At 72.2% G+C, this 18,539-nt stretch carries 20 protein-coding genes; 7 read left to right on the top strand and 13 right to left on the bottom strand.

Going from position 1 to position 18,539, the window contains the following annotated elements; genetic code table 11:
- Nucleotides 1-166 precede the first annotated feature (166 nt).
- Nucleotides 167-829 carry a ScbR family autoregulator-binding transcription factor gene (locus ADK60_RS34695; RefSeq protein WP_053650859.1) on the top strand — a complete coding sequence of 221 codons (663 nt, stop codon included), beginning with the start codon at nucleotides 167-169 and terminating at the stop codon, nucleotides 827-829.
- Here the strand turns inward: ADK60_RS34695 and ADK60_RS34700 are convergent.
- The 4 genes from ADK60_RS34700 to ADK60_RS34715 form a co-directional block, all read right to left on the bottom strand.
- On the bottom strand, nucleotides 826-1,443 hold the full coding sequence (locus tag ADK60_RS34700) for a ScbR family autoregulator-binding transcription factor (RefSeq protein WP_045937893.1): 618 nt from the start codon (nucleotides 1,441-1,443) through the stop codon (nucleotides 826-828). The genes ADK60_RS34695 and ADK60_RS34700 overlap by 4 nt on opposite strands.
- A 253-nt stretch (nucleotides 1,444-1,696) precedes the next feature.
- A complete protein-coding gene (locus ADK60_RS34705; RefSeq protein WP_030393819.1) occupies nucleotides 1,697-1,906 on the bottom strand; it encodes an acyl-CoA carboxylase subunit epsilon in 210 nt (69 codons plus the stop codon).
- A gap of 77 nt (nucleotides 1,907-1,983) precedes the next feature.
- The gene (locus ADK60_RS34710) at nucleotides 1,984-3,585 is read right to left on the bottom strand and encodes an acyl-CoA carboxylase subunit beta (RefSeq protein ID WP_045937913.1); all 1,602 of its coding nucleotides are present in this window, start codon (nucleotides 3,583-3,585) and stop codon (nucleotides 1,984-1,986) included.
- 440 nt (nucleotides 3,586-4,025) lie between these two features.
- Nucleotides 4,026-4,433: a PLD nuclease N-terminal domain-containing protein gene (locus tag ADK60_RS34715; RefSeq protein ID WP_045937892.1), complete on the bottom strand. Its 408-nt coding sequence runs from the start codon at nucleotides 4,431-4,433 to the stop codon at nucleotides 4,026-4,028.
- Nucleotides 4,434-4,564: 131 nt separating this feature from the next.
- Here ADK60_RS34715 and ADK60_RS34720 point away from each other — a divergent pair, with 131 nt between their 5' ends.
- Together ADK60_RS34720 and mqnP are read left to right on the top strand one after the other, a co-directional pair.
- Nucleotides 4,565-6,022: a menaquinone biosynthesis decarboxylase gene (locus ADK60_RS34720; protein WP_045937891.1), complete on the top strand. Its 1,458-nt coding sequence runs from the start codon at nucleotides 4,565-4,567 to the stop codon at nucleotides 6,020-6,022.
- Nucleotides 6,019-6,924: a menaquinone biosynthesis prenyltransferase MqnP gene (mqnP, locus tag ADK60_RS34725; protein ID WP_053650860.1), complete on the top strand. Its 906-nt coding sequence runs from the start codon at nucleotides 6,019-6,021 to the stop codon at nucleotides 6,922-6,924. Before ADK60_RS34720 ends, mqnP begins: the two co-directional genes overlap by 4 nt.
- Nucleotides 6,925-6,941: 17 nt before the next feature.
- On the opposite strand, the gene ADK60_RS34730 is transcribed toward mqnP, so the two are convergent.
- A complete protein-coding gene (locus ADK60_RS34730; RefSeq protein ID WP_045937912.1) occupies nucleotides 6,942-7,148 on the bottom strand; it encodes a DUF4287 domain-containing protein in 207 nt (68 codons plus the stop codon).
- 46 nt (nucleotides 7,149-7,194) lie between these two features.
- Nucleotides 7,195-7,815, bottom strand: coding sequence for a DUF998 domain-containing protein (locus ADK60_RS34735; protein WP_053650861.1), 621 nt, complete (start codon nucleotides 7,813-7,815; stop codon nucleotides 7,195-7,197).
- 429 nt (nucleotides 7,816-8,244) lie between these two features.
- On the opposite strand from ADK60_RS34735, the gene ADK60_RS34740 reads away from it, so the two are divergent.
- The 3 genes from ADK60_RS34740 (at nucleotide 8,245) to ADK60_RS34750 (ending at nucleotide 12,057) form a co-directional block, all read left to right on the top strand.
- Complete coding sequence (locus ADK60_RS34740; RefSeq protein WP_053650862.1) at nucleotides 8,245-10,767, top strand: collagenase; 2,523 nt, start codon at nucleotides 8,245-8,247, stop codon at nucleotides 10,765-10,767.
- A gap of 101 nt (nucleotides 10,768-10,868) precedes the next feature.
- Nucleotides 10,869-11,348, top strand: a complete 480-nt coding sequence (locus ADK60_RS34745) for an HIT family protein (RefSeq protein ID WP_045937889.1) — start codon at nucleotides 10,869-10,871, stop codon at nucleotides 11,346-11,348.
- Nucleotides 11,349-11,433: 85 nt separating this feature from the next.
- On the top strand, nucleotides 11,434-12,057 hold the full coding sequence (locus tag ADK60_RS34750) for a DJ-1/PfpI family protein (protein WP_053650863.1): 624 nt from the start codon (nucleotides 11,434-11,436) through the stop codon (nucleotides 12,055-12,057).
- A 15-nt stretch (nucleotides 12,058-12,072) separates the two neighbouring features.
- Here the strand turns inward: ADK60_RS34750 and ADK60_RS34755 are convergent, their stop codons facing one another.
- Nucleotides 12,073-12,828, bottom strand: a complete 756-nt coding sequence (locus ADK60_RS34755; protein ID WP_053650864.1) for an alpha/beta fold hydrolase — start codon at nucleotides 12,826-12,828, stop codon at nucleotides 12,073-12,075.
- Between the two features lie 41 nt (nucleotides 12,829-12,869).
- Entirely contained in the window at nucleotides 12,870-14,000 is a 1,131-nt protein-coding gene (locus ADK60_RS48250) for a GNAT family N-acetyltransferase (protein WP_353651786.1), read from the bottom strand.
- Between the two features lie 90 nt (nucleotides 14,001-14,090).
- On the opposite strand from ADK60_RS48250, the gene ADK60_RS34765 reads away from it, so the two are divergent.
- Nucleotides 14,091-14,465, top strand: a complete 375-nt coding sequence (locus tag ADK60_RS34765) for a VOC family protein (protein WP_053650865.1) — start codon at nucleotides 14,091-14,093, stop codon at nucleotides 14,463-14,465.
- A 62-nt stretch (nucleotides 14,466-14,527) separates the two neighbouring features.
- On the opposite strand, the gene ADK60_RS34770 is transcribed toward ADK60_RS34765, so the two are convergent.
- The 5 genes from ADK60_RS34770 to ADK60_RS34790 all read right to left on the bottom strand — a co-directional run bounded on the left by ADK60_RS34770 (nucleotide 14,528) and on the right by ADK60_RS34790 (nucleotide 18,509).
- Nucleotides 14,528-15,511 carry an ABC transporter permease gene (locus ADK60_RS34770; RefSeq protein ID WP_053650866.1) on the bottom strand — a complete coding sequence of 328 codons (984 nt, stop codon included), beginning with the start codon at nucleotides 15,509-15,511 and terminating at the stop codon, nucleotides 14,528-14,530.
- Nucleotides 15,508-16,446 (bottom strand): ABC transporter ATP-binding protein, encoded by a 939-nt coding sequence (locus ADK60_RS34775; RefSeq protein WP_053650867.1) that lies wholly within the window; start codon nucleotides 16,444-16,446, stop codon nucleotides 15,508-15,510. The genes ADK60_RS34770 and ADK60_RS34775 overlap by 4 nt, the downstream gene beginning before the upstream one ends.
- Nucleotides 16,447-16,468: 22 nt before the next feature.
- On the bottom strand, nucleotides 16,469-16,879 hold the full coding sequence (locus ADK60_RS34780) for a GntR family transcriptional regulator (RefSeq protein WP_045937883.1): 411 nt from the start codon (nucleotides 16,877-16,879) through the stop codon (nucleotides 16,469-16,471).
- A gap of 103 nt (nucleotides 16,880-16,982) precedes the next feature.
- Nucleotides 16,983-17,699 (bottom strand): MOSC domain-containing protein, encoded by a 717-nt coding sequence (locus tag ADK60_RS34785; RefSeq protein WP_045937882.1) that lies wholly within the window; start codon nucleotides 17,697-17,699, stop codon nucleotides 16,983-16,985.
- Between the two features lie 66 nt (nucleotides 17,700-17,765).
- A complete protein-coding gene (locus ADK60_RS34790) occupies nucleotides 17,766-18,509 on the bottom strand; it encodes a cyclase family protein (RefSeq protein WP_045937881.1) in 744 nt (247 codons plus the stop codon).
- Nucleotides 18,510-18,539 lie beyond the last annotated feature (30 nt).

Here is an 18,539-nt window from a genome sequence, read left to right on the forward strand (position 1 = left end):
GGACGGCGGGGGCCGGGCAGGGGCTAGATTAGATACCAACCATGCGGTTTCGGGTGGGCGCGGCGCGCCCCCGACGGTCCGCAGAGGCGCCGCACCATCGACGACGGCGCCGTGACAGCAACCGGGCGAGCCGGAGCTCGCCACGGCCGGGGGCCGGAGGGACCGAGTGGCCAAGCAGGAACGGGCAGGGCGGACCAGGCAGGCCGTGCTGCTCGCGGCGGCGGACACCTTCGCCGACGCGGGATTCGAGTCGGCGAGCCTGGTCGACATCAGTCGCCGGGCGGGCGTCAGCAAGGGCGCGCTCTACTTCCACTTCGTCTCCAAGCAGGCGCTCGCGGACGGGGTCCGCACCGCGGCCGCCGACACCATCGGCCTGGCTGTGCTGCGCGCGCTGCGCGGCCGGGGGCCGGCCGTCCAGGAACTCCTCGACCTCACCCACGAACTGGCCCGGCTGCTGCGCGAGGACGTGGTCGTCCGGGCCGGTGTGCTGCTCGGCCTCGGCGGCCGCCCGGCCGGCTGCGGGGTGGGGGCGGTGGTGTCGCCGGCCGGTTCGCCGCCGGAGCCCTCGGCGGACGCGTGGTGGAGCCTGACCGCCGTCTTCCGCACCCTGCTCGACCGCGCCGCCGCGGCCGGCGAGCTGCGGCCCGGGCTGGACCGGGAGCAGGCGGCCGGGCTGCTGACCACCCTGGCGGCCGGGCTGGTGCTGTTCGCCGCCGAGTCCACCGGCCGGCTGGCTGCCGAGGCGGTCGGGGGCCTCTGGACGGTGGCCCTGCCGTCCCTCGTCCCGGCCGACCGGGTGGCGGACTACCGGATCGGATCCGCTTTCTAGTCCCGGTCCAGGTCGAAGGTGTTCAGCCGGGCCAGGGTGCGCGGCTCGACCAGTCCGGGCAGCAGCAGCGTCCAGAGGTCGGCCATCCGCTGCAGCAGGTCCTTGCGGTCGGTCAGGACCTGCGAGCTGAGCTGGATGCCGGTCACCGCGCCGGTGATCACACCCGCGGCGGCCGCCGGCCGCACCCCCGGCCGCAGTTCGCCGGCGTCCCGGGCCCGCTCCAGCAGCTCCCGCGCCGCGTCCGTCCAGCCCTGGTAGGCGCCGATCTGCGGCTGGGTGAAGGTGCCGTGCTCGATGGTCAGCCGGATCGAGCCGCGCAGCAGCGGGTCGTCCAGCAGCGAGTGGGCGAAGGCGTGCCCCAGGTCGATCACGGTCTGCATCGGGCTGTCGGAGGTCGGCTGCCAGGTGGCCAGCCAGCCGCCCTGGCCCTCGATCACGGCGAGTGCCAGCTCCTCCTTGGACGGGAAGTGGAAGTAGAGCGCGCCCTTGGTGACCCCCGCCCGGTCCAGGATCTCGGCCATGGTGGCGCCCGCGTAGCCGCGTTCGTCGAACACCTCGGCCGCGGCGCGCAGCACCGTCTGGCGGGTCGCCAGCGCGCGGGCCTGCCTGGCCATCGCAGCCTCCCTGGTGGTTCCGGTCGTCAGCTGCTGGATCCTACGGGGGCGGGCCGGGCGGCGGCCCGCATACCGTCCGGTAGGGACCCTTTCGAGCCGTTTCGGGCGGCAGTGCGGAGTTCCGGCCCCCGCGGCCCGTCCGGCCGGCCGCGGCCGGCCCCCGTCCCGGGGAACGCCGTCGGCCGGCCACCCCGGTACTGCGGGTGGCCGGCCGACGGCCGAGCGGTCTCCGTGCGGGCCCTCGGGCGAGGCGTCAGGCGGCCCACTGCCAGCTGACCGGCGAGAAGTACGCCGGACGGCGCTCCAGGCGCTGCCAGTTGGCGATCGGCTCGACCGGCGAGGAGGCGGCCGCCTGCTGGGCGGCCGCGGCGCGGGCCATCAGCACGGCGGTCAGGGCGGCGAGCTCCTCGTCGGAGAGCGAGCCGCGGACGATTCGGACGAGTGGTTCGGCGGAAGCGGTCATGGTCCGGATTTCTCCCGGCGTAAGTGGTGAGTGGGCGTCGGCTCGGCCGGCCGTACTGCTCGGGCCGGGCGGCGCTGCTACATCGGAGGGTTGCCGTGCTTGCGGCTCGGCAGGTCCGCGTGCTTGGTGCGCAGCATGGCCAGCGAGGACGCCAGGACCTGGCGGGTCTCGGCGGGGTCGATGACGTCGTCCACGAGGCCGCGCTCGGCCGCGTAGTACGGGTGCATCAGCTCGCTCTTGTATTCCTTGATCTTCTGGGTGCGCATCGCGTCCGGGTCGTCGGCGGCGTTGATGTCCCGGCGGAAGATGACGTTGGCGGCGCCCTCGGCACCCATGACGGCGATCTCGTTGGTCGGCCACGCGAAGGAGAGGTCGGCGCCGATCGAGCGGGAGTCCATGACGATGTAGGCACCGCCGTAGGCCTTGCGCAGGATCAGCTGGATCCGCGGCACGGTCGCGTTGCAGTAGGCGTAGAGGAGCTTGGCGCCGTGCCGGATGATGCCGTCGTGCTCCTGGTCGACGCCGGGCAGGAAGCCGGGGACGTCGAGCATGGTGACCAGGGGGATGTTGAAGGCGTCGCACATCTGGACGAAGCGCGCGGCCTTCTCGCTGGCGTTGATGTCCAGGACGCCGGCCAGCGACTGCGGCTGGTTGGCGATGATGCCGGTGACGTGGCCGTCGATCCGGGCGAGCACGCAGAGCACATTGGTGGCCCAGCGCTCGTGGACCTCCAGGTACTCGCCGTGGTCGACGATCTCCTCGATGACCTTGCGCATGTCGTACGGCCGGTTGCCGTCGGCCGGCACCAGGTCGAGCAGGCTGTCGTTGCGGCGGTCCACCGGGTCGTCGTTGACGACGGGCGGGGGCATCTCGCGGTTGTTCTGCGGCAGCAGCGAGAGGAGGTAGCGGACCTCCTCGATGCAGGACTGCTCGTCGTCGTAGACGAAGTGCGAGACGCCGGAGACGCCGGCGTGGACGTCGGCGCCGCCGAGCCCGTTCTGGCTGATCTTCTCGCCGGTGACGGCCTGGACGACGTCCGGGCCGGTGATGAACATCTGCGAGGTCTCGCGGACCATGAAGACGAAGTCGGTCAGGGCCGGGGAGTAGGCCGCGCCGCCGGCGCACGGGCCGAGCATCACGGAGATCTGCGGGATCACACCGGAGGCCCTGGTGTTGCGCTGGAAGATGCCGCCGTAGCCGGCGAGCGCGGTGACGCCCTCCTGGATGCGGGCGCCGGCGCCGTCGTTGAGCGAGACCAGCGGGGCACCGGCCGCGATGGCCATGTCCATGATCTTGTGGATCTTCTGGGCGTGGGCCTCGCCGAGCGCGCCGCCGAAGATCCGGAAGTCGTGGGCGTAGGTGAAGACCGTCCGGCCGTGCACGGTGCCCCAGCCGACGACCACGCCGTCGGTGTGCGGCTTCTTCGCCTCCAGCCCGAAGCCGGTGGCGCGGTGCCGGCGCAGCGGCTCGACCTCGCGGAACGAGCCCTCGTCGAGCAGGAGGTCGATCCGCTCGCGGGCGGTCAGCTTGCCCTTGGCGTGCTGGGCCTCGGTGGCCTTCTCGCTGGGGCCCCGGCGGACCTGCTCGCGGAGTTCGTGCAGTTCCGCGACTCTTCCCCGGACGTCCGTGGGGATCTCAGGGACGTCGTCGTCGACCGGTGCCTGGTGCACAACCGTCATCTCGAACCACTCCAAAGGTGAGGGAACTGTCCGACAGCCAACGTCTGCGATGCCCCCGGCTGCGAATCACTTCTTCACTTATGACTGTACGAGGGGCCGCGCGCTGGTTTCGGCGTCGATTCCGTACAAGGTCGCGTCCGTTTAGATGTCAGGGCTGCACAGAAAGCGAAGCGTTTCAGCCCGTCCGGCCGGTAGCTGTTCGATTACCCCGAGCTGTCGTCCAGATGGCGGTCGGGTGAGCGTAACCTGAGGAAACATGCAGGTCACAGCTGTACCTGTCAAGGAGGGCCGGGTCTCCCGAGGGGGTGTCCGCGGGACGCCTGGTGCGGCGGTGAAGGCCGTGCCGGCGGGCCGGTGGTGTCCGACCAGTCGTAGGGATGCACCAAAAAGACCGCAGCCCACCCGGTGGATGCCGGGTGGGCTGTCCGAGCGACACGGGCTCAGCCGCGACGCCCTTCGTCCGGGTCGTCCTTGCCGCGCAGCTCGTTCTCGCGGCGGCGCAAATCCGCCTCCCACTGCTTGAGCATGTCCTCGTGCTCGTTGTTGTGCTTCTTCAACGAGGCGAGGAACTCCGGGTTGTCGTCAGGCGCCACCGGCCGGCCGTCGCGCCGGGGCGCGTACGCCGGGCCGTCGGCGTCCAGGCCGCCCGCCGGCGCGGTCCGCAGCGCCCCGCGCTGCTTGCCGGCCACCAGCCAGGCGATCGAGCCGACGAGCGGGAAGAGCAGCACGATGATCACCCAGACCACCTTGGGCAGGTGCTTCACCTCGTCCTCGGGGGTGGTCAGGCAGTCGATGAAGGCCCACACCCACAGGGCGAGCGGGAGTACGAAGGTCAGGATCCTCAGCACGGCGGCGGTCTCCCCCGGGTGACGTCGGTGGCGGGCGCGTTCTCGTGGCGGCGGGCCGGCCCGTCGACCGGTGCCGCTTCGAGGGGGCCCTTGACACAGGCCAGGCTAGCGGGTGGCGGATACTGGCAGGCATGGCATACGACGATCTCCGCTCGTTCCTGCGGGCCCTCGACCGCGAAGGCGACCTCAAGCGGATCAAGGCGGAGGTGGACCCCTATCTGGAGATCGGCGAGATCGTCGACCGGGTGCAGAAGGCCAAGGGCCCGGCCCTGCTGTTCGAGAACGTCAAGGGCTCGTCGATGCCGCTGGCGATGAACGTCTTCGGCACCGAGCGCCGGCTCTCCAAGGCGCTCGGCCTCAAGGGCCCGGAGGAGATCGCCGACCGGATCTCCGGTCTGCTGAAGCCGGAGCTGCCGCAGGGCTTCACCGGCTTCCGGGACGCCTTCGGCAAGCTGGCCTCGATGGCCCATGTGCCGCCGAAGAACGTGAAGTCCGGCGACGCGCCCGTGCACGAGGTGGTGCTCACCGGCGAGGACGTCAACCTGGACGAGCTGCCCGCGCTGTTCACCTGGCCGCTGGACGGCGGCTCCTTCTTCAATCTGGGCCTGACCCACACCAAGGACCCGGACAGCGGCATCCGCAACCTCGGTCTGTACCGGCTCCAGCGGCACGACCGCCGCACCATCGGCATGCACTGGCAGATCCACAAGGACAGCCGCAACCACGCCGCGGTGGCCGCCAAGCGCGGCGAGCGGCTGCCGGTCGCGATCGCCTTCGGCTGCCCGCCGGCCGTCACCTACGCGGCCACCGCGCCGCTGCCGGGCGACATCGACGAGTACCTGTTCGCCGGCTTCGTCGCGGGCGAGCGGGTGCGGATGGTGGACTGCAAGACGGTCCCGCTGCAGGTCCCGGCGGACGCCGAGGTGGTCCTGGAGGGCTGGCTGGAGCCGGGCGAGATGCTGCCCGAGGGGCCGTTCGGCGACCACACCGGCTTCTACACGCCGCAGGAGCCGTTCCCGGCGCTGACGATCGACTGCGTGACGATGCGCCGCCGCCCGATCCTGCAGTCCATCGTGGTCGGCCGGCCGCCGACGGAGGACGGCCCGCTGGGCAAGTTCACCGAGCGCTTCTTCCTGCCGCTGCTGAAGATCATCATCCCGGACATCGTCGACTACGACCTGCCCGAGGCCGGCGGCTTCCACAACTGCGTGATCGTCTCGATCGACAAGAAGTACCCGAAGCACGCCCAGAAGACCATGCACGCCATCTGGGGCGCGCACATGATGTCGCTGACCAAGCTGATCATCGTGGTGGACTCCGACTGCGACGTCCACGACTACCAGGAGGTCGCCTGGCGGGCCTTCGGCAATGTCGACTACAGCCGCGACCTCACCGTGGTCGAGGGCCCGGTCGACCACCTCGACCACGCCTCGTACCAGCAGTTCTGGGGCGGCAAGGCGGGTATCGACGCGACCCGCAAGCTGCCCGAGGAGGGCTACACCCGCGACGGCGGCTGGCCCGAGATGGTCTCCTCCGACCCGGAGACCGCCGCCCTGGTGAGCCGGCGCTGGAAGGAGTACGGCCTGTGAGCACCGCCGCCGCACTCCCCGAGGTCCCGCCCGGCAAGGTCAAGTCCTTCCTGCGGCTGGTGATGATCGAGCACTCGGTCTTCGCCCTGCCGTTCGCCTACATCGCGGCGCTGACGGCGATGTTCCGGGCCGACGAGCGGGTGCACTGGGGCGAGCTTTTCGTCGTCACGGTCTGCATGGTCGGGCTCCGGACCTTCGCCATGGCGGCGAACCGGATCATCGACCGGGAGATCGACGCCCGCAACCCGCGTACGGCCGGGCGCGAACTCGTCACCGGCGCGGTGTCCCTGAAGACCGCGTACGTCGGCTCGGCGGTCGCCCTGGTGGTCTTCCTGGGCGCGGCCGCGCTGCTGAACCCGCTCTGCCTCGCGCTGGCTCCGGTCGCCGTGGTGCCGATGGTGGTCTACCCGTACGGCAAGCGGTTCACCGACTTCCCGCAGGCGATCCTCGGCCTGGCCCAGGCGATGGGCCCGGTGGGCGCCTGGCTGGCCGTCACCGGCACCTGGTCCTGGGACGCGGTGGTGCTCGGCGCGGCCGTCGGCATCTGGATCGGCGGCTTCGACCTGATCTACGCCTGCCAGGACGTGGCCTCCGACCGGGCGGGCGGGGTGCGCTCGGTGCCGGCCCGGTTCGGCGTCCCGGCCGCGATCCGGGGCGCGCGCGGCTGCCATGTGCTCACCACGTTGCTGCTCGGCTGGTACGCGGTGCTCACCGACGCGGGTGTCGCGTTCTGGATCGGCCTGCTGGTGGTGGCCGGCGCCTTCGTCTACGAGCACACCATCGTGAAGCCGAACGACCTGTCCCGGCTGAACCGGGCGTTCTTCCAGACCAACGGCTTCGTCGGCATCTCGCTGTTCTTCTTCGCGCTGGTGGACCTGATGGTGCGCGGCCTCGGCATCTGAGGCCGCGCCCCGCGGGGCTACTTCCCGCCCTCGTCGAGCGTGTGCTTGACGAGGGCGTTCGCGTGCCCGTGGCCGATGCCGTGCTCGGCCTTGAGCCAGGCGACCAGTTCCATGTGCTTGGCCAGCGGGGAGGCGCGGATCAGCTCCTGCCAGTGGGCGACCGGCTGCCCGTACTTCTTCTCGATGGCGGGGAAGTAGCTGGCGGGGCCGTTGGGGGTGGTCATGCGGTGCTCCTCGAAGTCCGTTCGGTCGTCCACTGATTGATGATCATTACGCATGGAGCCTGATCGCGACAGCGGTCAGCCAGAGCAGTCCGAGCGCGGCGGCCAGGGTGAACGCCAGCACGGTGGCGCCCGAGGCGGCGAACCCGAGCAGGACGGCGGCCGCGACCACGCGCGAGGCGAGGGCCCAGGGTCCGCCCAGGTGGCGGGCGAGGACGAGGAAGGCCGCGCACAGGGCGAGGAAGCCGACCGCTCCGCCGACCAGGTGCACCAGGCCGTGCCCGCTCAGTTCGGTCACCCGGCCCTCGGGCGCCCCGACCGGGAACCCGGCCCCGGGGTCGGCGGCGAAGAACCCGTCGAGGACGAAGCTCGCCCCGAACACCCCGACCAGCCGGGGCGCCCAGGTGCTCCCCGGCAGGGCCCGGCGCAGTCCGACGGCGCCCGCGAGCAGCAGCGCGCCGGTGAGCAGGAACGCGGTCTGCTGGATCCACCCGAGCCCGCCGAGGCTCAACTGGCTGAGCGCGTTGCGGGTGAAGTCGAAGCCCTCCCGGGTCGACCCGCCGACCACGCCGACGGCGAGGAAGAGGGGACCGGCGACCGCGCCGGCGGTCAGCAGTGGGCGGGCGGCGGCGGAAGCGGTGGCGGTCCTCGCGGTCATCGTGTTCGTCATGCACATAGGACCGGCGCCGGTGCGGAAACTCATCGGCGGGTCGGGTGTGACCCGCGTCACTCGGCATGCCGTGAATGGGTCGCGTACGTCAGGTCGGGGCCCTCTGTTCGCGGGTGCCGCGTGTGGGCGTCGTGTGTGGGTGCTGCGTGCAGGGGCGCAGATCGGCCAGACCGAACGGCCCGTCGGCCGGTGCGGCCGCCCGGCTCGTGTCCGGACGCCCCTTCGGTGCCTGCCTGCCGGTTCGTTCCGGCCGGAACCGTCGCAGGTCGGCTGCGTGGAGGGCGGGGCGGGCGGCAAGGTGGCTGAAAATCTCATGCAATATAACCTGTGACATTGTTCTGATCATCAGCCGATGACAGGATCCACGCCACATCTCCTTCCTTCAGTCCGACCCCAACTCGGGCTGCCCCCACTCACGAAGGATTCGGCGTGCTCCTGCGCACCAGACTCTCCATGCTCGCAGCCGGCGTCGTCGCCTGTTGCGCCACGGCCACGGCCGTGCTGCCGACCCAGGCGGCCTTCGCGGCGCCCCCCGCCGCCACCGCCGGTTCGGCCCCGGCCCCGGCGGCCCCGACCTCGTCCGGCCCGGTCGGCCTCACCGCCCCGACCGTGACGACGGGTTCCGAGGAACTCGCCGAGCCCGCCGCCGCGCTGCCCCCGGCGCTGATCGGCGCGACCCGCCTGAACGATCCGGCCGAGGCGAGCGCCCCCGCCGCGTTCAAGTCCCTCGCCGTGCAGAGCTGCACCCCGGCCGACTTCGCGGCCCGCACCGGGGCCGACCTGGTCGCGTTCATCAAGAGCTCGACCGTGGACTGCGTCAAGTCGCTGTACAGCAGTGGCAGTTCCGACCCCAGCATCTTCCAGCAGTCCCGGATGCTGTCCGTCGCGGCTGCCCTCAAGGACCTCGCGGCCGGCTACAGCGGCGACAGCTCGACCGGTATCACCCAGCTGGTGAAGTACCTGCAGGTGGGCTACTACATCCAGTTCTACAACCCGGACCGGACCGGCGCGTACACCGGCGAGCTCACCACCGCCGTCACCTCCGCGCTGGACACGCTGTTCGCCGGCACCCGCTGGCGCGACGTCAGCGACAGCAACGGCAGCCTCCTCAAGGAGGTGGTGTGGCTCACCGACAGCGCCAACGTCCAGGCCCGCTACATCGGCGCCTACAAGCGGATCCTCGACGAGTACAACAACACCTACAACGCGTTCCCGCAGATGATCAGCGCCGTCAACTCGGTGCTGTACTACCCGCTCTGGGGCGGCTACCGGAACCAGGACTTCGTCCGGGCGCTCGCCGCCGACCCGGGCCTCGTCAACTCGCTGGCGGACTTCGCGATCAAGCACCGCGACCTGCTCAGCGGCCCCCACTCGGTGCTCGACACCAATGCGGGCAACGACCTGGCCCGGTTCGCCGGAACCAGCCCCGCCGCCGAGGCGGTGGCCAAGCCGCTGGTCAAGAAGGTGCTGGACTCCGCGCCGCTGCTCACGCCCTTCGGGTCGCTGTACGTGTACACGGCCGTCCAGGCCGCGTACTACAACAACGGCCAGTGCTCGTACTACGGCATCTGCAACCTGCCGGCCAAGCTCACCTCGGTGGTCCTGCCGAACCAGCTGGTCTGCGACAACCGCACCATCCAGGCCCAGGCCCTGTCGGCCGCCGAACTCGAGGCCGCCTGCACCAGCCTGCGCGGCGAGGACACGTTCTTCCACAGCGTGGTCAAGGACAACGGCCCGATCCCGAACCAGTACGCCAAGACCGTCACCCTCGGGATCTTCGCCAACAAGGCCGACTACACCACCTACTCGTGGGCGATCTACGGCAACTCGACCGACAACGGCGGCCAGACCGTCATGGACCCGACCAACCCCAACAGCCGGGCCGTGAACGTGATGTACCAGAAGGCCTGGAACACCAAGGACACCGCCCGGGTCTGGAACCTCAACCACGAGTACAGCCACTACCTCGACGGCATCTACGACATGAAGGGCAACTTCTCCACCCAGACCTCCGTCCCGGACATCTGGTGGGTCGAGGGCCTCGCCGAGTACATGTCGTACACCTACCGCGCCACCACCGACACCGACGCGATGGCGCAGGCCGCCCAGCACACCTACAAGCTCAGCACCCTCTTCCAGAACACCTACGCCAACTCGGACTCGACCCGGGTCTACCCGTGGGGCTACCTGGCCGTCCGCTACATGCTGGAGAAGCACCCGGCCGACGTGCAGGCCATGCTGGCGCGGTTCCGCGTCGCCGACTACACCGGCGGCTACGCGGTCTACAACAACCTCGGCACCTCCTACGACGCCGACTTCGACGCCTGGCTCACCGCCTGCGCCGCCGGTGCCTGCTACGCGGCCGGCCCGACCGCGCTGTTCGACACCACGGTGAACGGCGCCACCGTCAACGTGAGCGAGCGGTCCGTGCAGACCGGCCCGGGCCGGATCACCGCCTGGCACTGGACCTTCGGCGACGGCACCACCTCGGACGAGCGCAACCCGAGCCACACCTACGCGGTGGCCGGCTCCTACACCGTCGCCCTCACCGCGACCGACGACACCGGCCGGACCGCCGTCACCCCGACCACGGTCACCGTGACCGCCCCGGCCACCTCCCTGCTGGCCTGCGCCGACCAGCGCAACGACGCGATGGGCCAGAACTGCGCCCGGTCCGGCCGCGCCGCGACCGCCGGCAACTCCGACTACCTGTACGTCTACCTGCCGGCCGGCACCAGCACGCTGAAGGTCTCCACCACCGGCGGCACCGGTACCGCGTACCTGTACTACAACGCGGACACCTGGGCGTCGCCGACGGCCTACACCGCCGCCTCGACGGCCGCCGGTGCCACCCAGTCCATCACCGTCACCAACCCGACGGCCGGCTACCGCTACCTCAGCCTGTACGCCGTCACCGACTTCAGCGGCGTCACCGTCACCACCCAGTTCTGACACCGCCTCGGATCCACGCGCCCGGCCGGGACCTCCCGGCCGGGCGTTCCGCGTCCGCGCGGGCCCGATCGCCCGCCGGCCGGGGTCGTTAGCATCGATCCATGATCGACAACGAGAACGACTGGAAGGCCGACCGGATCGGCAGCGCGCTGCGCGGGGAGAACCCCACCGTCGTCCGGCGGCTGGAAGCCGGGTTCGCGGTGATCGGGGACGTGCAGTTCCTGCCCGGGTACGCGATCCTGCTGACCGACGAGCCGGGCGTGCAGCGGCTCTCCGACCTGCCCCGGCCGCGTCGGCTCGCCTACCTGGAGGACCTCGACCGCCTCGGCGAGGCCGTCGAACGGGCCTGCCGCGCGGCCGATCCCGCGTTCCGGCGGGTCAACCTGGAGATCCTCGGCAACACCGACCCGATGCTGCACGCCCATGTCTGGCCCCGCTACGAGTGGGAGCCCGCCGACCTCGTCCGGCTGCCGGTCTGGCTCTACCCGCACGACCGCTGGACCGACCCGGCGCACGCCCTCACCCCCGCCCACGACCCGATCCGCGCGGCCATCGGCGCGGAGTTGGATGCGCTCCGGTAAAGGCAAGTGGTGCAGACCACTCGTTCTCGTGAATCCGCTGCCCAGGGGCGGTACGCGGACCCGACTCGCGTCTACGCTGCGGCACATGGACATCGTCATCCTGCTCTTCGACGACTTCGAGCCGCTGGACGCGATCGGCCCGTACCAGGTGCTCGGCCATCTGCCGGGCGCCACCGTGCGGTTCGTGTCGGCGGGGGAGAAGGGGGTCGTGGCCGACAGCATCGGCGGGATGCGGCTGGACGTGCCCACCGGCCGGGCGGACGTCGGGGCCTGTGACGTCCTGCTCGTCCCGGGCGGGCACGGCACCCGGCCGCTGATGACGGACGCCGCGCTGCTGGACTGGCTGCGCCGGACGCACGCGACCACCCGGTTCACCGCCTCGGTGTGCACCGGCGCGCTGCTGCTCGGGGCCGCCGGGCTGCTGGACGGCCTGGATGCCACCACCCACTGGGCGGCCGCCGGCGAACTCGCCGTCCACGGTGCCACCTATCTCCCCGAGCGGGTGGTGCGGCAGGGGCGGATCGTCACCGCCGCCGGGATCTCCGCCGGGATCGACATGGCGCTGCACCTCGCCGCCCTGCTCACCGACGAGACCACCGCCCGGGCGATCCAGCTGCACGCCGAGTACGACCCGCTGCCGCCCTTCGACAGCGGCTCCTGGGCGAAGGCCTCGCCCGCCGTCCGGGAGCGGATCCGGCAGCTCGGGTAGCCGGCCGCGGGTGCGCTACTCGCCGAGGAAGGCCTCCAGGGCGGCCGCCAGGGCGACCGGGGTCTCGTGCATGGGGTAGTGGCCGCTGCCGGGGAGCTCCGCCACCTCCGCGTTGGGGTAGTGGGCGAGGAAGGTGCCGCGCATCGCGTCGGCGGTCAGCAGCAGGTCGTGCTCGCCGACGAACACCCGGACCGGCACCGGGTTCCCGGCCACCCGGTCCACCAGGTCGGCGGTGGCCCAGTCGCGGACGTAGCCGCCGAAGGCCTCCCGGGTGGACAGCTCCAGCGAGCGGTCCACCATCAGGTCGAGCCAGACCCGGCCGGCCCGCCGCCCGGTCACCAGGTCCAGGATCGCGTACCGCTTGGCGCGGTCCTCGGCGGCGCCGTAGAACAGCGTCTCGCCGTCCGCGTCCATCGGGTACGGACCGGCGGGAACGGGCGCCAGCCCGGCCAACTTCCGCACCCGTCCGGGCGCCTGGGCGAGCACCTGCTGGACGGCCTTGCCGCCCATCGAGTGCCCGACCAGCGAGAACTCCGGCCAGTCCAGCTGGTCGGCCAGCGCGAGCGCGTCGTCCGCGATCTCGGCCAGGGTGTACGCGCCGGCCACGTCCTTGCGGTCGCCGTAGCCCCGGTAGTCGAGGAAGGCGTAGCTGAAGGCGGAGCCGTCCAGGTAGTCCGGGAACGGGCCCCAGCCGGCGCTGGTGCCGAACCAGTCGTGCAGGACCAGGACCTTGTGGGCGCCGGTGCCGACCAGGCGGTGAGGGATCGTCATGCCGGTAGTGCTGCCCACCGGCCGGGCGGCCGAACCGCCGTTCAGAGGGCCCGGCGGTAGGCCATGACCTTCTCGCCGTCGACGCGCCGCTCGCCGACCTCGGTGAATCCGGTGCGGGCGAGCAGGGCGCGGGAGGCCTCGTTGTCCAGCGAGCTCACGGCGGTGAGCTCGCTCAACCCGTAGGAGGCGGAGGCCAGTCGGCAGACCTCCTCGACGGCTGCCCGGCCCAGGCCCTGCTGGGCGTCGGCCTCGGCGATCCGGTAGCCGATCTCGGCGCTGCCGCCGGCGACGCTCACCAGGTTCACCCGGCCGACGATCCGGCCCCAGCCGTTGACGAGGACGTGGAAGTGGCTGCGGCCGTAGGTCTGTTCGTCGAGCAGGGCCCGGTGCCGCTCGGCGAAGCCGTCGGGGGTGAAGTACTCGTCCCCGCGGTCGGGCACCGAGTAGCGGAAGAAGTCCCGGTTCTCCTGCTCGAACGCGAGCACGGCGCCCGCGTGTTCGGCCGTCAGGCGTTCCAGCGTGGGCTCGGGGGCGAGCCGCGGGGCCTCCAGGTGGTAGAGGCGCTGCCGCTCGGTCGTCGTGTGGCCGATCTCGTGGCCGATGTTCCAGAGCACGTCGCCCGACCGGACCAGGGCTCCCGTGGCCCGGCCGTACCCCTTGATGACGCCGCCGCGGCCGTCCGGGTCCGGGAAGGTGTGCGGTCGGCCGGCGCCGAGTTCGACCGAGTGGGCCGAGATCCGGCCGAGGATCTGCGAGCCGCTGCCGAGCAGGCTGTCGCCGGTGACCTCGACGCCGTCCATGAGCCGGACCTCGTCACCGATCTCGATGCTCTCGTGGGCCCCGGCGATGATCCGGGTGCCGCCGTCGCCGATCTGCGAGCGGGCGCCGATGGTGATGCTGCCCCCGTCGGCGGCGCTGATCCGGGTGCCGCCGTACAGCAGGTTGCCAGGGCCGAGTACGCAGCGGCTCTGCTCGTCGCACTCGACGACGACACCGGGGTGGAGCACATTGTCGGGTCCGAGCTTCACCTGCCGGGAGACGATCACCGAGAACGGGTCGAGCACCGTGACCCCGTACTCGGCGAGGTCGAGCAGTTCGGCGGGAGTGAGCAGCCCGCGGTCGCGGCGCAGCCGGTCGAGGCGAGCGTGCACGGATTCGTCCGGAGTGGTCATCCGAGCATGGTTACGATCTTCGGTCGGCTTGTCCAGCACGGCCACCGGAGCCCGCGGCCGCCGACCCCGAACCCTCCCGAAGGAGCCCCGATGATCGGCCGGTTGCAGTGCCTCGTGCTCGACTGTCCGGACCCGGCCGCGCTGGCCCGGTTCTACGCCGGGCTGCTCGGCGGCGAGGTGGACCGCCCGGATCCGCGCTGGTCGCTGGGCGCGGACTGGTCCACCCTGCACACCCCCGACGGCCGGGTGCTCTGCTTCCAGCGGGTCGCCGGGTACCGCCCGCCCCGCTGGCCGGACCCGGAGCACCCGCAGCAGGCCCATCTGGACGTCGACGTGCCCGACCTCGCCACCGCCGACCCCGCCGTCCGGGCCCTCGGGGCGACCCTGCTCCAGGACGCCGGCGGGTGGTTGGTCTACGCCGACCCGGCCGGTCACCCGCTGTGCCTGCTCCCGGAGCGCCGCTGAGCCCGCTGTCGCGGCGGGCCCGGGAGGGGGCGGGCCCGCCCCGTGCCCGGCCCGCCCCGGTCTCAGGAGATCCGGCGGACCCGGCGGACGGCGACGGTGACCAGCAGGACGGTCAGGGCGAGGAAGATCCCGGTCTCGATCGCCTGGAAGGTCCAGAAGCGGTCGGCCGGCTGGTACTCCTGCCAGTTGGTGAGCGGGGCGGGGCCGTAGTCCTGGGCGATCCGGGCCAGGCACCCGGCGCTGTCGCCGGTCTCGGGGGCGCAGCCGATCCGGCCGTCGGGGAGGACGAGGGCGCCGGTGCCGTTGCGGACGCCCTCCTGGTAGATCCAGGAGCCGGCGAAGCGGTTGGCCATCAGCGGGCTGTCGATCGCGTAGGTGAGCGTTTTGGCCGGCAGGAAGTGCGGGCGGGCGAACAGCTCGACCAGGGCGCGGACGGCGATGAACGCCGCGAGCGAGATGCCCATCGCGGGCAGTACCCGGCGGGCGAGAGTGCCGGCCAGGATGCCGAGCGCGACCGCGAACAGCGTGTACCCGATCGGCGCGATGCCCTGGACGTCGAAGACCAGGTAGCGGAAGCGGCCGAGGCCGTTGTCGGCGAGCGGCCGCAGCCACCAGGCGGCGCCGAGCGCGTAGCCGACGGACAGGACCAGGGTGACCGCGCCGACCAGGCCGAACTTGGTGAGGATCCAGCGCCGGCGGCTGATGCCCTGGGTCCAGACCAGCCGGTGGGTGCCGTTCTCGACCTCCCGGGCGACCAGCGGGGCGCCGAGGAAGACGCCGGCGAGGACCGGCAGCAGGACCAGGAGCACGGCCAGGTAGGCGGTCGAGTCGTACTTGTTCCGGAAGCGCTCGCTCAGCGCCTCGCAGCCGCCGTTGTCGACGAGTTCGGCGTGGCCCAGTGCGCGCAGGCAGGCGCCGAGGCCGGAGTCCTGGAAGGAGGAGCGCATGGCCAGGCCGGTGGGGACCAGGACGGCGGCGAGCGCGAGGAGCGCCGCGGCCGTCCACAGAGCCTGCTTGCGGTGCTGGCGCCAGGTCAGCCAGATCATGCGGCCACCTCCGAGGCGGTAGGACCGGCGGACGGGCCGGCGGACGGGCCGGCGGTCGGGCCGGCGGTGGGGCCCGCCGAGGCACCGAGATGGGCGAGGACGAGGTCCTCCAGGGTGACCTCGTGCACGGTCCAGCGGCTCTCGTCGACCGGGCCGTCGGTGCGGACGAGCAGGGTGGACTGCCGTTCGGTGTGACTGGCCCGGACCACCTCGGCCACCCCGGGCACGGCGGCGCCGTCGGGGATCCGGGGGCCGACCAGCCGGCAGTGCGAGGCGAGCAGATCGTCCACCGGGGCGGAGAGCCGGACCTGTGAGGTGTGCAGCAGCACCAGGTGGTCGCAGACCCGTTCCAGGTCGTTCAGCAGATGGGAGGAGAGCAGGACGGTGGTGCCGTACTCGCCCACGGCGCCCATCAGGGCCTGCATGAACTCGTGCCGGGCGAGCGGGTCCAGTGCCGCCACCGGCTCGTCGAGCAGGAGCAGCCGGGGCCGTTTGGCCAGCGCCAGCGCCAGTGCGACCTGGGCGCGCTGGCCGCCGGAGAGCCGGCCGACGCGCTTGTCCGGCGGGAGGCCGAGCCGGGTGAGCCGGTCGCGGGCGATCGAGTCGTCCCATCCGTGCGGGTTGAGCCGCCGGCCCATGGTGATCAGCTCGGTGGCGGTGAAGTCGGGGTAGAGCGGGGTGTCCTGGGCGACGAAGCCGAGGTCGGCCCGGGCGTCGGGGTCCTCGCGCGGGTCCCGTCCGAAGACCCGGACCTGCCCGGTGTCGGGCCGGAGCAGGCCGACGGCGAGGTGGAGCAGGGTGGACTTGCCGGCGCCGTTGGGCCCGACCAGGGCGGCGATCCGCCCGGCCGGGAGCTCCAGCGAGCAGTCCTGGAGTGCCCAGGTCTGCCCGTAGCGCTTGCCCAACGCCTCGGTGTGCAGAGCGACTTCCGTCATGTTGTCTCCCCCAGGATGACGTTCAGGCCGGTGCGGCGCCGTCGGTGGGCGGCCGGTCCGGGGTGGCTCGCAGGGTGGTGTCGACGAGTGCGGTGATGTCCTCGCGGGTGAGTCCGGCGGCCTGCGCGCGGTGCAGCCAGGCCACCAACTCCGCCCGCAGTTCGGCCTGGTGGGCCAGGGCGGGTCCGGCCAGGGTGCGGACGAGGAACGTCCCCACGCCGGGCCGGCCCTCGGCGAGCCCTTCCAGCTCCAGCTCCCGGTAGGCCTTGAGCACGGTGTTGGGGTTGATCGCCAGCGCCTGGGCCACGTCGCGCACCTTGGGGAGCCGGTCCCCCGGTTGCGCGAGTCCGACCCGCAGCGCCTGCTTCACCTGCAGGACCAGCTGCATGTACGTGGCCACCCGTGAGCGGCCGTCGAGCACGAACTCGATCACCAGTTGTTCTCCTGTCTTACGACAGTAAGACAGGATAGGCGTACGTCAGTCAAGTGACGAGACAGGGGTGTGAATTGACGGACGGTGGGGTGACGGCCGGCGGTCAGTCGATCGTCAGCGTGTCCCCGACGGTGAGGCGTCCCGGGGTGGCGACCTCGGCGAGGGCGTCGAGCCGGGTGTCGTGGGACCGGGCGATGGCCTTGAGGATCTCGGGGGCGTGCGGCAGGCCGGGCTGCGCGACGGTGACCATCGCGCAGCGTTCGCTGGCGCGGACGAAGGCGAGCCGGGCGCCCGAGCGGGCGCCGGTCCGGGCCTCCCGGCCGAACCAGGTGTCCTCGCTGAACGGCGGGGTGCCGGGCGGGGTGCGCAGCAGGATGTTAGGGCGGAAGCGGCGGATGTCGACCGCGGCGGTCGGCGCGGCGCGGGCGACCCAGTCCAGGGTGGCGGTGGTGAGCACGCTCACCGGGAGCTGGTCGAAGTGGGAGACGGCGTCCTCGCGGGCGAGTTCGACGTCCTCGCGCTGGAGGTAGGCGCGCAGGAAGGCGGTCGGGTCGGCGACCGGCTGCCCGAGCGGGTCGAACAGCTCGGGGCCGTCGAGCCGGTGGCCGAGCCGGGAGGAGAGGCGCAGCAGGCCGTCCATCCGCCGGAAGCGGCGGGTGTTCTTGCCGGAGCCGAACTTGCCCTGGCCGTCGCGCACGGCGTAGAGGCGGTCGCCCGCGAGCCCGCGGTCGTCCACCTCGACGGAGTCGAGCCGCTCGCCGCCGGTGGATTTCACGGGGTAGCGCCAGAGCTGCTCGACGACTCCGATGATCTCTGCCATGGCCGGACAGCGTACCGCCGCCCGCCAATGATGGTCTAGACCAAGTGCCCGAGTGCGGCGAGGGGTTCACCCCAATCGGGCCACCGCCCGGACCGGAGCCCCGTCCGCCGCGACCAGCCGGAGCGGGAAGAGCGACACCTCGACCGCCCGCCCCGCCTCCTGCGCCGCCAGCAGCGGCCGCAGATCGGTCAGGTTCTCCGCGATCACCCCGCCGCCCGGCGCCCCGAGCAGCACCCGGTGGGCCGCCAGCGTGGGCTCCTCGGCGGCCGGTTGGTCGTGCTCGTCGGTGAGGTCGGCGAGCAGCGCCGCCACCGCCGGGTCGCCCGGGCCGGGATCGGGGGTGGGGTCGACGCTCAGCGCGTCCACCCCGACCGTGCGGACCCCGGCCGCCACGATCGCCTCGGCGGCCCGGGCGGTCAGGGACGGGTGGGCCAGATAGGCGTCGGTGCCCCAGTGCCGCGCCCACCCGGTGGCGAGCAGCAGGACGGTGCCCTCGCCGGCCAGCTCCAGGGCGGGCGCGAGCTGCTCGGCGGTGACCTCGGCGCGCGGCTCCAGACCGCGCAGGTCGGCCACCACGGCCGGGCCGGTGAACCGCTCCAGCGGCAGGCCGTCCAGCGTCGGCCAGGTGACGTCGACGTGGTACGGCGCGTCGACATGGGTGCCGGACTGCGAGCCGAGGTGCACCGCGAGCACGTTCACCCCGGCGGTGGCGGTGGTGAGGGCGGGCTCCAGGAGGACGGCCGGATCGCCGGGGTAGACCGGCATCGCGGTGGTCACCTGGTGGGTCAGGTCGACGAGGGTCGGGGCCATGCGGCCATCCTCCCAGGGCGGGCCGGGGCG

Source organism: Streptomyces sp. XY431, from assembly GCF_001279805.1.
Classification (GTDB): Bacteria; Actinomycetota; Actinomycetes; order Streptomycetales; family Streptomycetaceae; genus Kitasatospora; species Kitasatospora purpeofusca.